This window comes from Mycetocola reblochoni REB411 (assembly GCF_900163835.1).
GTDB classification, from domain to species: Bacteria; Actinomycetota; Actinomycetes; order Actinomycetales; family Microbacteriaceae; genus Mycetocola_B; species Mycetocola_B reblochoni.
Genome location: NZ_FUKR01000024.1, coordinates 17613 through 30830, shown reverse-complemented (window position 1 = coordinate 30830; position 13218 = coordinate 17613). Strand labels below are relative to the sequence as shown.

At 68.5% G+C, this 13218-nt stretch carries 14 protein-coding genes and 1 tRNA gene; 10 read left to right on the top strand and 5 right to left on the bottom strand.

The features are described 5' to 3' along the window. The 7 genes from FM119_RS04635 to FM119_RS04605 all read left to right on the top strand — a co-directional run. Positions 1–561: hypothetical protein (locus tag FM119_RS04635; RefSeq protein ID WP_218778722.1), on the top strand; the 561-nt coding region annotated here is incomplete at its 5' end. Next, the gene (locus tag FM119_RS04630) at positions 558–1103 is read left to right on the top strand and encodes a hypothetical protein (protein WP_143822627.1); all 546 of its coding nucleotides are present in this window, start codon (positions 558–560) and stop codon (positions 1101–1103) included. The genes FM119_RS04635 and FM119_RS04630, both read left to right, overlap by 4 nt. An 81-nt stretch (positions 1104–1184) precedes the next feature. After that, positions 1185–2954: a type IV secretory system conjugative DNA transfer family protein gene (locus FM119_RS04625; protein WP_087136517.1), complete on the top strand. Its 1770-nt coding sequence runs from the start codon at positions 1185–1187 to the stop codon at positions 2952–2954. A gap of 66 nt (positions 2955–3020) precedes the next feature. Beyond that, positions 3021–3740, top strand: a complete 720-nt coding sequence (locus FM119_RS04620) for a single-stranded DNA-binding protein (RefSeq protein ID WP_338065657.1) — start codon at positions 3021–3023, stop codon at positions 3738–3740. Further along, positions 3661–4347 (top strand): hypothetical protein, encoded by a 687-nt coding sequence (locus tag FM119_RS04615; protein ID WP_087136516.1) that lies wholly within the window; start codon positions 3661–3663, stop codon positions 4345–4347. Before FM119_RS04620 ends, FM119_RS04615 begins: the two co-directional genes overlap by 80 nt. Next, positions 4344–4553 carry a helix-turn-helix transcriptional regulator gene (locus tag FM119_RS04610; RefSeq protein WP_087136515.1) on the top strand — a complete coding sequence of 70 codons (210 nt, stop codon included), beginning with the start codon at positions 4344–4346 and terminating at the stop codon, positions 4551–4553. The genes FM119_RS04615 and FM119_RS04610 overlap by 4 nt, the downstream gene beginning before the upstream one ends. Further along, complete coding sequence (locus tag FM119_RS04605; RefSeq protein ID WP_087136514.1) at positions 4540–5763, top strand: tyrosine-type recombinase/integrase; 1224 nt, start codon at positions 4540–4542, stop codon at positions 5761–5763. Before FM119_RS04610 ends, FM119_RS04605 begins: the two co-directional genes overlap by 14 nt. A 190-nt stretch (positions 5764–5953) precedes the next feature. Here the strand turns inward: FM119_RS04605 and FM119_RS04600 are convergent. Together FM119_RS04600 and FM119_RS04595 are read right to left on the bottom strand one after the other, a co-directional pair. Continuing rightward, positions 5954–6027 (bottom strand) — tRNA-Pro (locus FM119_RS04600). Between the two features lie 333 nt (positions 6028–6360). Continuing rightward, entirely contained in the window at positions 6361–6813 is a 453-nt protein-coding gene (locus FM119_RS04595; RefSeq protein WP_087136513.1) for a MerR family transcriptional regulator, read from the bottom strand. Positions 6814–6904: 91 nt separating this feature from the next. On the opposite strand from FM119_RS04595, the gene FM119_RS04590 reads away from it, so the two are divergent. Then, positions 6905–8161: an MFS transporter gene (locus FM119_RS04590; RefSeq protein ID WP_121657633.1), complete on the top strand. Its 1257-nt coding sequence runs from the start codon at positions 6905–6907 to the stop codon at positions 8159–8161. A 27-nt stretch (positions 8162–8188) separates the two neighbouring features. On the opposite strand, the gene FM119_RS04585 is transcribed toward FM119_RS04590, so the two are convergent. The 3 genes from FM119_RS04585 to FM119_RS04570 all read right to left on the bottom strand — a co-directional run bounded on the left by FM119_RS04585 (position 8189) and on the right by FM119_RS04570 (position 11170). Continuing rightward, entirely contained in the window at positions 8189–9109 is a 921-nt protein-coding gene (locus FM119_RS04585) for an NUDIX hydrolase (RefSeq protein ID WP_087136511.1), read from the bottom strand. A 99-nt stretch (positions 9110–9208) separates the two neighbouring features. Continuing rightward, positions 9209–9751: a hypothetical protein gene (locus FM119_RS04580; RefSeq protein WP_143822626.1), complete on the bottom strand. Its 543-nt coding sequence runs from the start codon at positions 9749–9751 to the stop codon at positions 9209–9211. Between the two features lie 477 nt (positions 9752–10228). Beyond that, positions 10229–11170, bottom strand: coding sequence for a GlxA family transcriptional regulator (locus tag FM119_RS04570; RefSeq protein WP_087136509.1), 942 nt, complete (start codon positions 11168–11170; stop codon positions 10229–10231). 107 nt (positions 11171–11277) lie between these two features. Between FM119_RS04570 and FM119_RS04565 the strand changes: the two genes are divergently transcribed. Together FM119_RS04565 and FM119_RS04560 are read left to right on the top strand one after the other, a co-directional pair. Continuing rightward, the gene (locus FM119_RS04565) at positions 11278–11589 is read left to right on the top strand and encodes a putative quinol monooxygenase (RefSeq protein WP_003941073.1); all 312 of its coding nucleotides are present in this window, start codon (positions 11278–11280) and stop codon (positions 11587–11589) included. 107 nt (positions 11590–11696) lie between these two features. After that, positions 11697–13022, top strand: a complete 1326-nt coding sequence (locus FM119_RS04560) for an ISL3-like element ISPfr2 family transposase (protein ID WP_087136508.1) — start codon at positions 11697–11699, stop codon at positions 13020–13022. Positions 13023–13218 lie beyond the last annotated feature (196 nt).

Genomic DNA, 13218 nt, shown 5'->3' with positions numbered 1-13218 from the left:
AAAGCACTGACCCGCACGGTGTTGAGGAAACTCCACCACTCAGCGGGACGTCACCTAGACGGACCCGCCCCGGAACACTCGGATCCGGGTCATTCGGGCGGGGCGTCGGAGGAGGATCTGGTGCGGAGCATGATGGCGCTTGATGACGGGTTGCAGCGGATCGAGCAGCAATCGCAGGACCGGTTGATCCTGTTGTATGAGGATCCGGAGACGTTCGGAGCCGGGCATTTCGCGCTGTATCCCCTACACAGCTCCTCGCCGCGGTTCGCGATCGAGGAGCAGTACCCGCCCGGGGTCGACTGGTCCGATGAAGACCGTGTCCCGGTGTCCTGGACGTGGGCATCCGAAGCGCAGCTTCCACAGCCGGATGGGAGCTGGCCGTGGGTGACACTCTCGGAGGGTGAAGTCGCCTCCGCGGACTACGAGACGCTGCTGCACATCACGAGCGGGTGGGCGGACGCGCTGTGCGAGCTCATTGCGCGGGAGGAAGCCCTCACCACTGAACCCGTCGTTGGTGACGGGGCGGGGCGTTCGGGGCCGGGTCGCACCTTTCTGGCATGACCCTTCGACGCCGTCGCCAGAACAGCAACCAGACACATTCCGTGGCCCCAAAATCGGGGTTGGTGGTGCCTGCGGTGCTGCCGCAGATTCTCCTCGAAGCCGTGAACGCGGACACTCTTGTCGTGACCGTGAACGGTAACCGCCTTGCCGCTACCCCGATCCGCCGAGACGAGATCACAGCCACGGTGACGAAGCTCGTCGGGCGCTTCGGATCACCAACCCGGGTGGAGGTGCGAGAGATGGACGGCAGCGTCCACGCAGACATCCTTACGCCACCTGCGCCGGAGCCGCGGTCGCCGTTCGCTCCACCAGAAGACGCCGCACCCGCACTGGTAGCACTGCCGAGCCTTCTGGAGTTCACCGCGGACGGGTTCGTCCCCGGTGAAGACGTCGCCCTCGCGCTGATCCTCCGGCACAGCTCCGCAGGCCCGACCGGTTCCGCCCGCGCGCTCGTCGACCGCGGCGAGACCCCTCGCGCGACGGGTGAGGTGATCTTGTTGGGGCGGATCTCTGGCACCACTTCGGTGCAGCGGATCGACTGACCGCCCGCTTATCCGCTCGCCGTCGTACCTGTTGTCCTGACCCCGCGCGTTTGTCTTCTTCAGGGTCAGGAAGGTGCCGACATGTCTGGTCCTGTGCAGGCGAAACCCGCCAACGACCTCTTCATCAACCTCGCCCTCGGAGCCTTCATCACCGCCGCCGTGTTCACCGGGCTGCTGCGGGTGGCAGGCTCCGTGGCCGCGTTCCTCACCGGGCTGCCCGAACCGTCCGGGGGTTTCGCTTCCGGGATCAGCGTTCTTGCCACCCCCGCAGACCCGGGTGCGGCGCTTGGCGCGGAAGGCCTGAACCCCTTCGTCTACTGGGCAGTCGTCACCGTGTTCCTCGGTGCGCTCGGAACAGCGGGGTTCTTTTTGGTTCGGGCGGTTCACCGTTCCCGGTCGAAGACGGACCCGCACCGCCTTGCCGGGACGGCGACCGCGGTCGAGGTCGCCCGGGTCGCGTCACCGAAGGCATTGGTGAAGAAGGCTGCGACGTTGCGGCCCTCGCTGACCGGGACGCCGGCGCCGGGAGACGTCGGGTATCTCCTCGGCACGGGGAAGGGTGGACAGGTGTGGGCGACGGTTGAAGACTCGATCCTGCTGATCGGCCCACCCCGCTCGGGGAAGGGGTTGCATGTGGTGATCAACGCGATCCTCGACGCACCCGGCGCCGTCATCACCACCAGCACCCGCCCGGACAACCTCGCCGCGACGTTGAAGGCACGCGGGAAGAAGGGGAAGGTCGCGGTGTTCGACCCTCAGCAGCTCGCCCCAGGGCTCCCTGCGGGGATGCGGTGGTCGCCGGTGCGGGGCTGCCAGGACCCGCTGACGGCGATGATCCGCGCGAAGGGCCTCGCCACCGCCACAAGGTTCGGCGGGGTCCAGGACGCCGGGTTCTGGGAAGGGAAGACCACCACCGCGATCCAAACCCTTCTCCATGCCGCCGCCCTCGACGGTAGGGATGCGAAGACCCTGTATCAGTGGGCGCTGAACCCGACTCTCGCTGCCGACGCTGTCCGTATCCTCTCCTCGCATCCGGGAGCTGCGGAGGGATGGGCGGACTCCTTGGATGCGATGGTGCAGGCAGACCCGCGGACGAGGGATTCGATCTGGCAGGGTGTGTCCCTCGCGTTCTCGGCGCTCGCCGACCCTCGCGTCCTGGACGCGGTGTCGCCGGGGCCGGGTGAGGAGTTCGATCCGGAGGCGTTTCTTCTCGGCAACGGCACGCTCTACCTCCTGGCCACGGGAGCGGGGGCTGGTGGGGCGTCGTCGGCGCTGGTGGCGGCGTTCATCGAGGACCTCGTTGAGACGGCGAGGAAGATCGCCGCCCGGTCGCCCGGCGCACGTATGGATCCGCCGCTGCTGCTGGCGTTGGATGAAATCGGGAACCTCGCGCCCTTGCCCAGTCTGCCGACGTTGATGGCGGAAGGCGGCGGTACCGGCATCACCCCGCTCCCGGTGCTGCAGTCCCTCGCTCAGGCGCGGGAGAAGTGGGGTGAGAATCAGGCGAACGCGATCTGGGACGCCTCCATCGTGAAAATCATCCTCGGCGGAGCCTCCAATAGCCGAGACCTGCAAGACCTCTCCACTCTGATCGGCGACCGCGACGAGACCACCGACTCTGTCACGACGGATGCGTATGGGGCGCACTCGTCGCAGCGGTCGATCCGGCGGGTGCCGATCCTGCCACCCGACGTCCTCCGCACGCTTCCGTTCGGCACGGGCGTCGTGATGCTCCGCACCGCCCGCCCCATCATCACCAACCTGCGCCCGTGGCCGTCCCGGGCCGATACGAAACAACTCCGCACGGACCGGGGTGAGGTCGAGCAGGCGCTCCAGGGCGGTGCCCGGTAGCAGCGGGCGGGGCGGCCGGGGTTGGTGGTCGTACCTGTCTGGTGAGCCCGCGGCTGCGGGATTGACATGGAGATGTTGGGAGATATCACGATGACTATTCGCACGAAGGAATCCCTCTCGGGGTTCGTCGCGTCCGACCCGGAGCTGACGTTCACCAGCAAGGGCGACGCCCGCCTCTACGCCCGGATCGGGCAGCCGCAGGCACGGGTCGAAGACGACGGGACGTTCACCCAGTTGGAGCCGACGTTCACGGACCTGGTGATGTTCCGGCGCTCCGCGGAGCTCGCGCATGAGCAGTTCCGGAAGGGTGACAACTTCCTCGCCGAGGGCGAGACCCGCACCTACACCAGTAGCGACGGCACCGAACGGGAGCAGTTCGTCGCGTCCCGGATCGGACACGACAACAACATCACCCGCTACACCGTCGACCGCACCCCGCCCGAACGAGAAACCCCCCCAGCAGGAGGCCGCGGTGCGGGAACAGGTGCAGCAGGCCCTCGCCGAGCGCGAAGCACAGCTCGACCCGGAACCACCCGCCGCGACCAACGCTGCGTCTTTGCAGCGCGACGCGGTGGCCCGATAAGCCGCGGGGGCGGCGACCAGCAACCCCACCACCTCCGTCTGGTCGCCACACCCGCCTCCCTTCACTTCGCCGCATCCTTCGCGGCTCTCCTTCTTCGTCTCGCCACGTCCCGGGAGTTTTCTGATGACCACCAACAACCCCGCCCCACCCGGCCTGCCCGACACCGATCTGTCCGACGCGGGTTCGACCGCGTCGGAGCCTGACTTCGATGGGATTGACCTGTCCGGGCTCCCCGCAGACGTCGCTGAGAAAGCGAAGCAGTTCGCGAAGCAAACGTTCCAGGCGGACCTGGCGAAGTCGCTCACCGCGGTGGCACGCCCGATCAACTGGCGCACCCTCCCACCCGCCGACCTCGAGCACGAGCTCCTCGATCTGAACGGATGGGTCGACTGGCTCCGCCACACCTACGGCATCCCCGCACAAATTGTCCCGCCGATGTGGCACCGCCACCCCGAACTCCTCTGGGAACTCTCCGCCCTGCGCCAGCACTGGCTGTTCTGCTTCGACCCACAAGCCAAAGGCAACCAAGCCCTCGCCTGGCACCACGACTTCAGTGTCGCCCGGGAGCGATTGCGGGACTGGGTCACGATCTCCGGCACCCGCCTTGACCGCGACCGACCCACCCGCATCACAGTGTGGCCAGGAGGCGAAGCCGAAGACTGGACAGAACCCGACACCACCGAACGCCCCGTCGCGCAGCGCACGGACGATTTCCTCGCGTTCGTAGAGGAGCAGGTCAAGGCCCGGATTGCGGAGCAGGACGCGACGATCCGGGAGATCGTGAACATCGATTGGAGCGAGCAGTCATGACCGAACAGACCGGCGACATCCTCCCTTCACCGTTGCGGGATAGTCGTGAAATTGCGGCGTTCTTGCGGGTATCGGAATCAACTCTGTCGCGGTGGCGGGCCGAGAAGAAAGGACCCCCGTTCATCCGGATCGGTGGCGTGACCCGGTACCGCATCGAACAGGTCGAGCGCTGGCTCGCCTCCCTCGGCACCGATGAGCACGCCTGAACCGACCGCACCTCTGCCGGTGCCGCCGATCGGGGTGAAGGTCACCACCGATCTCGAGCACCGTGCCTCGGGGATCCGTGCTCGCGCCCGCTGGATCGACCCCCACACCCGCAAACGCGTCACCCGCGCGCTCGTCGTCCCCAACGAGAACGCCGCCGAAGAGTTCTTCCAGTACCTGCAGGCCTCCGCCGAACTCGGGATCGACAAACGCATCCTGTTCTCCGACTACGTCGAGATGATCGGCGACCGATGGCAGCGAGGCCTGGACCCGACCTCCACCGTCGACGGCTACAAACTCGGACTCCGCCTCCGCGTCCTCCCCGCCCTCGGACATTTGCCACTGTCGCAGATCACGGCCGGGATGATCGACCGCACCATCGACCAGTGGGAAACCCAGCACTCCGCGTCAACCATCAAGAACACCATCGCACCCCTCGTCCGCGTCCTCGACGAAGCCGTCCGCGACGACCTCCTCCCCAGCAACCCCGCCCGCAACCGGTCCAGACGCTCCCTCGGGAAATCAGCCCTCAACCTCAAGGAAGACGACCAGTCACCGCGCGTCCACGCGCTCAAAGACCTCGCGACCCTCTCGGCGCTGGCAGACCGATGTGGGGAGGCGCATCAGAGCTACTCCGACTTCGTGATGCTCTGCGCGCTCCTCGCCGCCCGCGGCTCCGAGATCTCCGGCCTTCAAGTCGGCGACATCGACTGGGATCAACGGATCGTCACGATCCGCCGCCAAACCTACCCAGGCGCAGGCGGCCTCGTCACCAAACAGACCAAGGGACGAGACATCCGACACGTCCCCATCCTGCACGCGCTCACCCCCGTGCTTGAGCGCCTGACCGCCGACCGCGAGCCCGAGGAACGACTACTGACCGGACCCCGCGGCGGGGTGCTCACTACCGCCTCCGTCAGGGACGCGACGAAGTGGGATCAGCTCGTCACCGATCTTGAACTGACGAGCCTCACCCGGCACGGGCTCCGGCACACTGGAGCAACCTGGCTCGCCGACGCCGGCATCCCGCTCCACGTCCTCCAAGGCATCCTCGGGCACAAGTCCATCGAGACCACCCGCGGCTACTTGCACCCCGACACCCGACACCTCACCGACGCTGCCGCTCGCGCGAATGCGTTCCTTGACGGACAAGAAAACGCCACCCGCGAGGCTCCTACCAAGAACCGTCGGACAGCCGCACCCGGGCGATGAAACGGTCGCGGATCGCAGTGAAAACGGGCTCCAGGTCCCGGCCAGGTCCCGGCTCGTCACAACAGTCGCAACTGGGGGTCTCGAAGGGCATCAGCCTTCACTGGCGGGATGCTTCCATAAACCCCTCCGAAGAGGACCGCAGAAACGACGAAGCCCAGGCGAGAAACATGCTCTCACCTGGGCTTTTCTGTCGGGATGACAGGATTTGAACCTGCGACCCCCTGACCCCCAGTCAGGTGCGCTACCAAGCTGCGCCACATCCCGTTGTTCACTTTTCAGGCTGAACCAGCCACTACCGCACTTGACCCCCAGTCAAGTGCGCTACCAAGCTGCGCCACAGCCCGTTGTCGTTGGACAACTCCCCCACTATAGCCGATCGGCGGGACGTCGCCGACCACGGGCGTCCCGGGCGCGTCCGCAGCGGATGGGGTTTCCTGCTCGCTAACGGAGCTGCGGTTCGGCCCCGTCCAGCATCGCCCGTCACTCCCGGCATCTCCCGCCACTCCCTGCATCGCCCGGCTCCCCAACTGAGTCCGCAGCGCCGCCGAGACGGCGACCGGGCGTGTGCGCTCGGGACATACATCGCGCCGCCCTGCCTCAGTGCGCCTCGACCCCCACCACGGTGGGCTCCCGCGCACTCCGCAGCCCCTGCTCCCCGTTCTCATCGCTGTCCACGCGGTGCGGATCCCCACCGTCTCCCTCGACGCTGGCCGCCAGGTACGCGCTGATCGCCGCGTGGTTTCGGCTCAGGCATGCGATCCGCCGCTCGAGCGCCTCCTTCACCTCGGTCAGCCGCCTCAGTGCGTCGGGGCTGGGCGTGTCGAGCAGGAGCTCGCCCGCGCGCAGGCACGGCAGCATGTCGCGGATGATCCGGGTGGGGATGCCCGACTCGAGCAGCCCGCGGATCTGCTGGACCCGGCCGGCCGCGCCATCGCCGTAGACGCGGTAGCCGTTGGCGTCCCTGCCGGAGCTGAGCAGCCCCTGCTCCTCGTAGTAGCGCAGCAACCGCGGGCTGCTGCCGGTCCGATCCGCGAGCTCTCCGATGCGCATGCGCTCCCCTTCGTCACCGATCGCAACGCCGCCTCGCCCCGCCCCATTCCGGTTTGCCCTGACACTGATGTCAATCGGCGACAGTGATCGGGTGAGCACATCGACACCCCCCTGCGGCACCTCCGGACGCCCCGAGCACCCCGACATTTCCGACGCCTCGACCACCCCCAGCCCGGACCGCTTCCCCCTGGCCGCCCTGGCGATCATGGCTCTGACCGGCTTCGTCACCCTGCTGACCGAGACGCTGCCGGCCGGGCTGCTGCCGGAGATGAGCGCCGAGCTCGGCCGGACCCCGTCGCAGCTCGGGCTGACGGTCACGCTGTTCGCCCTCGGCTGCGTCGTGTCGGCCGTGCCGCTGTCGCGGGCGACCGCGCGGCTGTCGCGGCGCACCGTGCTGCTCGGCACGATCGCACTGTTCCTCGTCGCGAACACGGCGACCGCGCTGCTGAGCTGGTTCCCGCTCCTGCTCGCCGCCCGTTTCGTCGCGGGCATGTCGGCGGGCCTGGTCTGGGCGATCCTGCCGTCGTACTCGCGCCGGATCGCGCCGGCCGGACGGCAGGGCCTGGCCCTGTCGGTGGCGCTGTCCGGCGGGACCTTCGCGCTGGCCATCGGCGTGCCCGCGGGGACCGCGCTCGACCAGCTCGCCGGGTGGCGTCTGGCCTTCGGCATCATGAGCGTGATCGCGGTCGTACTGTTCCTTGCCGCGTGGCGGGTGCTGCCGGACACGCCGGGGTCGGCGGCCGGAGTCGGCAGCGGCATCGGCGCTGCGCTGCGGATCCCCGCGGTCCTCGCCGTGCTGACGGTGCTGGCGTTCGTCGTCGTCGGCCACAACACGGTGTATACGTACATTGCCCCCGTCCTGGCCGCGTGGAACGCCGACGGGCAGCGCAGCCTCATCCTCACCGTGTTCGGGGTCGCCTCCGTCGCGGGCGTGTTCCTCACCGGGCGCTTCCTGGACCGCCTCCTGTTCCCCCAGCTCCTGACCGCGACCGGCGGCGTCGCGATCGCGCTGCTCATGCTGACGCTCAGCGGCGGCGCGCTCGTGCCCGTTCAGGTCGGCGCGGTGCTGTGGGGGCTGGTGTTCGGCGGCATGGCCTCGGTGATACAGACCGTGGCCGCCACAGTGGCCGGTACCGCGGCGGACTCCGCGCAGGCGCTCCTGGTCACGGCGTGGAACCTGTCCATCGCCGCGGGCGGTGCCCTCGGCGGTGCGCTGCTGGCCGGCCCGGGGGTCGACGGCGTGCTCGTCGCGGGCACCCTCTTCGCCGCCGTGGCATTCGTCGTGGCTGCGGTGTTCGTGACCGGCCGGCGGCGCCGGTTCGGGCCCGGGTACGGCGGGCTGCTCTAGCGTTCGGTCTCCGCGGAGTCGCGGAACCTAGGCGGGCCGCTGGTCGAGCAGTGCCCGCGGGCCGACCGTCCGGGCGCCGAGCGCTCCGACGCGGTCACGCAGTTCCCTGTCCGCGGTGACGACGACGGTGCCCGCTCCCCCGCCTCGCCCGACCTCGTCGACGATGGCCTGGTCGCCGTCCCGTTCGGCGCGCACGACCCGGAGCGGTGCGGACAGCCACTCTCCGTCGCCGCGGTCCGGCCGGCTGGGGTCGATGGCAGACCGCGCCTGCCCTTCGAGGACGGTGACCGTCTCCGGCCAATACCTGGTCAGTGGGGCGGGGGCGAGCTCGGCGGTGACGCCGGTGAGGCTGAGGGCGGCGATCCGTTGGAGCAGTCGGCTGCTCGCCCCGGCCCTGTCCCGCCACCAGCCGTTGCCGGTCGCGCCGAGCACGTTGGCGACGTCGACGATGAGGCGGGCGCGCTGCCCGAGGTGCGGGGTGAGTTGGGGCCAGCTCGCCGCGAAGCCCGGGTGCAGTGGAAGGGTGGTGACGTCGGCGAGCGGTACCCACGCCAGTTCGAGGCTTTCGGCGTCGGCGACGACCGGTTCGAAGGGGCGGACGACGTCTGCGAGAACGGTGGTGTACGACCACCAGCCCAGGTCGAGCAGGTGTTCGCCGCGGGGCCGTACGTGGCCGGCGGGCAGCCCGGCTTCTTCGGCGGCCTCGCGGAGGGCCCCGGTGAGGGCGGTCTCGTCGCTGTTGCGTGCGCCGCCGGGGATGCCCCAGGTGCCGCCGAAGTGGCTCCATTCGACGCGGTGCTGCAGGAGGACGCCGCGGTCGGGGTCGTGCGCGAGGGTCCCTGATGCGCCGTATCGGCCCCAGCGTTTGGTCTGCCCGTCGGGGGAGGTCACCCAGCCGTCGCCGTCGCCGCCGTGGTGCGGTGTGGGGTTGGCGGGGGGTCTGCTCACCGTTCCACCTTGTCACAGCGGGACCCGGCCGTGTCATGGAACGTCGCGGAGCGTCACTGAGCTGTGGGCGATCCGGGGGCAGGCGGGGCGCGGGCGGGGTCAGCAGCCGGGGCCGTCGGGGTCGTCGTCGCAGCTCTCCCCGACGTTGACACTCCGGACCTCCACGACCCGAAGCGTCGTCTGGAGTGCGGGGCCGTCGACGACACCGGGGAGCTCCCGCCACCCGTCACCCGCGTCGAGCGAGGCCCGATATCCCGGTGTCACCTGAACGGTCTCGCTGCCACGCTCCGTGAAGCTATAATCCGTGGCTGCCGCCTCGGTCTCGCGGCGTTCACCCCCGATGGTCCAGACAAATCGGAGGGGTTCGAACCGCACGCGAACGTCTCGGCCGAGGATCTCCGCGTCCCGTGTGACCGCGTCGACCCGTGCGGTGAGCCGCGTCCGCTCCCCCACGACCGCGACCCCGTCCGGATCCGAGCTGATCCGTCCGTCCTTCGGCACGAACCGCGCCACCTCACGCTCGATATCCACCGCAGCCGCCGATGGTTCCACCTCCGGAACCGGCGGCGCCGGGGTCGCAGTCGGCTGGCAGTCGTACACACACCGCGTCCGCGGACGAATGTCCTCGACGTCGTTCCCCATCGGCCGCCACGCCATCCCCTCCGGAACCTCAACCGACCGCTCGCCATCCCGACCCTTCCATTCCGCTTTCTCCGTCGTAAACCGGCTCTTCCCAGATGAAGGTGTAGGTCGGCCGGGCGCGTCGGTCCGCAGATAGACGTCGAGGTCTCCCGACGATGGAGGTTCCTACGCCATCCATCCGAAAGACCTCGACGTGCCCGACGCTACCCCGCCGACCGGCTTCGGCCGCCCTGACCTAACCGCCTTCGCGGCTCATCCCAATCGGCTCTGATCGGGTCTGCTGACCCTCTCGACGAGAACGCAGCGACATCACAGCCACCCAACCCCGACCGTCCGGGAAGCCGGGGCACGTCACATGGGCTGTGCTGCGGGCATGTCGAGTGGGTAGTCCAGGGGCGACGCAGGAGCGTCGACGCGACGTGCTGAGAGGTGGTTCCAACCGAGCGCTAGGACACAAGCTACAGGCATGGCGATAGGTCAGGAACGGCGTCGCTCCCTGCGCAGGAGGGAGCGCAGAGTCTCGGCGTTTGCGTAGCCGACCCGTAGCGCGATCTCGGCGGAGGTGAGGTCCGTGGTTGCTGAGAGGTGTCGAGCTCGTTCGGTGCGAAGCCGTTGGACGAAGCCGAGCGGAGTGAGGTTGAGCGCCGCACGGACTCGTCGTTCGAGGGTGCGCCGGCTGGTGCCGAGCGACTGCGCGACGAAGGCGACGTTGAACGGTTCGTCCAGGCGGGCGCGCACGAAGCGTTCGAACTCGACGACGATCGGGTCCTCGTGCCGGAGATGTTCGTAGGCGACGAAAGCCGCCTGCGACGGGCGCTCGTCGATGATGAGGAGCTTGGCGACATGTTGGGCCAGGTCGGGGCTGATCGATCGCACGAGTGAGAGCGCGAGGTCGATGTGGGCAAAGGCGGCGCCGGCGGTGACGAGGTTCCCGTCGACCACGACCATGGTGTCGAGATCGAGGGCGACGGTCGGATAGCGCTTCCGGAACTCCGGCCCCAGGAACCAGCTGGTCGTCGCCCGCCGATGATGCATCCGTCCTGTCTCGGCGACGGCGAACACGCCGGTGCACGCCGCGGCGATCCGGGTGGTCGCGTCGTCGAGGCGCCCGAGTGAGGCGATGACCGAACGAGCATCTCGACTCTGGAGGGCGTCGTGGGTCGCGGCGGCCGTGAGGGTTCCAAGCGCAGGGACGACGACCACGTCGAACTCTCCGGACTCCGGCAGCGGGTGGTCCACCGACAGGGTCATCGATGCCGTCGTGGTCACTCGCCGTTTCGGTCCGAGGATGGCGAGTTCGATCGGGTCGATCCGCGGGTCGACATCGCCGCGGGCTCCGTCGGCCACCCGCACGATGTCGATGATCGACGCGATAGCCGAACCGAAGCAGCCGTCGATCGCGATCAGTCCGATACGCATGACGTAAACAATAGCAATACTGCCGTATACGCCACTCCCCACCGGCCCTCGCTCGTCATATGCTGAACTCGTCCCACGAAGAACCCCGACGTCAAGGAGAGTCCCTCATGTCCACACCCGCATCACTTCCGTATGCCTTCGTCGCCAAGATCGTCGCGGCCGATGGACAGCACGACGCGCTCGCCGATCTGCTCGCCGGCGCTGTCGCACTCGCCAACGAAGAAGTAGGAACGATTGTCTGGTTCGCGGTCAGGACCCACGCCGACACCTTCTGGATCTTCGATGCATTCCCCGACGAAGCCGCTCGAGACGCCCACGCCAACGGCGCCATCGTCGCAGCCCTGATGGCCAACCAGCACCTCCTCGGCGCAGCACCCGAGATCCTGGCGGCCGACGTCCTCGCGTCCAAGCTCCCGTAGTCCGCCAACGCACGAGACGATCGCGCCCCGCCGAGTCGGTCCGCAGATAGACGTCGAGGTCTCCCGACGATGGAGGTTCCTACGCCATCCATCGGAAAGACCTCGACGTGCCCGACGCTACCCCGCCGCCCGGCTTCGGCCGCCCTGACCTGACCGCCTTCGCTCGACTCGACGGCCTCGGTCTGAGCGTGATCGGGCAACGACTTGAACCGGATCGTGCGGTCCTCGCGTGCCGCGTGGTGGAACCAGATCAGTGGTGCCGACGGTGCGGCAGCGAAGGCGCCGCTCGTGACACCGTGATCCGGCGGTTGGCCCACGAGCCGCTGGGCGGGCGACCGACCGTGCTGGAAGTTGTAGTGCGCCGCTACCGCTGTGCAGACTGCGGACACGTGTGGCGCCAAGACACCAGCGCCGCGGCGGAGCCACGCGCGAAGCTCTCGCGCACCGGGCTGCGGTGGGCGCTGGAAGGGATCGTGGTCGCACACCTCACCGTCGCCCGTGTCGCCGAGGGACTCGGGGTCGCGTGGGACACCGCCAACAACGCGGTCCTGGCCGAAGGCAAGCGGCTGCTGATCAACGACCCCACGCGGTTCGAGGGCGTGAAGGTGATTGGCGTCGATGAGCACGTCTGGCGCCACACCAGGCGTGGCGACAAGTACGTCACCGTGATCATCGACCTCACCCCGGTCCGCGATGGCGCCGGCCCAGCAAGGCTGCTGGACATGGTCGAGGGCCGGTCGAAGGCGGCGTTCAAGACCTGGCTCGCCGACCGCGACGACGCCTTCCGTGACGCGGTCGAGGTGGTCGCGATGGACGGCTTCACCGGGTTCAAGACCGCCGCTGCGGAGGAGATCCCGGACGCGGTCACGGTGATGGATCCCTTCCACGTCGTGCGCCTGGCCGGTGACGCCCTCGACAGGTGCCGGCGCCGGGTCCAACTCGCGATCCACGGGCACCGTGGGTTCAGGGACGATCCGCTCTACAAGTCGCGGCGCACGCTGCACACCGGCTCGGACCTGCTCACCGACAAGCAGAGAGACAGGCTACGCGCGCTGTTCGTTGATGACGCTCACGTCGAGGTCGAGGCGACCTGGGGTGTCTACCAGCGGATGATCGCCGCCTATCGCCACGAGGACCGGCAACGTGGCCGCGAGCTCATGGAGAAGCTGATCACCGACCTCAGCGCCGGCGTCCCCAAGGTGCTCACCGAGCTCACCACCCTGGGCCGGACCCTGAAGAAGCGAGCCGCCGACGTGCTCGCCTACTTCGAACGACCCGGCACCAGCAACGGGCCGACCGAGGCACTCAACGGACGGCTCGAACACCTGCGCGGCTCGGCACTCGGGTTCCGCAACCTGACCAACTACATCGCCCGAAGCCTGCTCGAGACCGGCGGCTTCGGACCCCAACTCCTACACCCCCGATTGGGATGAGCCCGTAAACCTCCACGTCGTGCCAGGAACACCCTCACGCGCCTTGCCGACAAATTCGCGCGTCTCAGCGCTAACTGGCTTTTTGGACTCGGTTACGCTGATCTCGGCGTACGAACCACGCGACTCCCCGCTAACAGAACTTAAGTCGTCGTGCGACGGGAGCATCCCCGCCAGCACCCACAAACAGGAAAGAATG

What these genes read in the sequence shown, in the direction of transcription:
- FM119_RS04630 (WP_143822627.1), top strand. Translation starts at nt 558, where the DNA reads ATGACCCTTCGACGCCGTCGCCAGAACAGCAACCAGACACATTCCGTG.
- FM119_RS04625 (WP_087136517.1), top strand. Translation starts at nt 1,185, where the DNA reads ATGTCTGGTCCTGTGCAGGCGAAACCCGCCAACGACCTCTTCATCAAC.
- FM119_RS04620 (WP_338065657.1), top strand. Translation starts at nt 3,021, where the DNA reads ATGGAGATGTTGGGAGATATCACGATGACTATTCGCACGAAGGAATCC.
- FM119_RS04615 (WP_087136516.1), top strand. Translation starts at nt 3,661, where the DNA reads ATGACCACCAACAACCCCGCCCCACCCGGCCTGCCCGACACCGATCTG.
- FM119_RS04610 (WP_087136515.1), top strand. Translation starts at nt 4,344, where the DNA reads ATGACCGAACAGACCGGCGACATCCTCCCTTCACCGTTGCGGGATAGT.
- FM119_RS04605 (WP_087136514.1), top strand. Translation starts at nt 4,540, where the DNA reads ATGAGCACGCCTGAACCGACCGCACCTCTGCCGGTGCCGCCGATCGGG.
- FM119_RS04595 (WP_087136513.1), bottom strand. Translation starts at nt 6,813, where the DNA reads ATGCGCATCGGAGAGCTCGCGGATCGGACCGGCAGCAGCCCGCGGTTG.
- FM119_RS04580 (WP_143822626.1), bottom strand. Translation starts at nt 9,751, where the DNA reads ATGGGGAACGACGTCGAGGACATTCGTCCGCGGACGCGGTGTGTGTAC.
- FM119_RS04570 (WP_087136509.1), bottom strand. Translation starts at nt 11,170, where the DNA reads ATGCGTATCGGACTGATCGCGATCGACGGCTGCTTCGGTTCGGCTATC.
- FM119_RS04565 (WP_003941073.1), top strand. Translation starts at nt 11,278, where the DNA reads ATGTCCACACCCGCATCACTTCCGTATGCCTTCGTCGCCAAGATCGTC.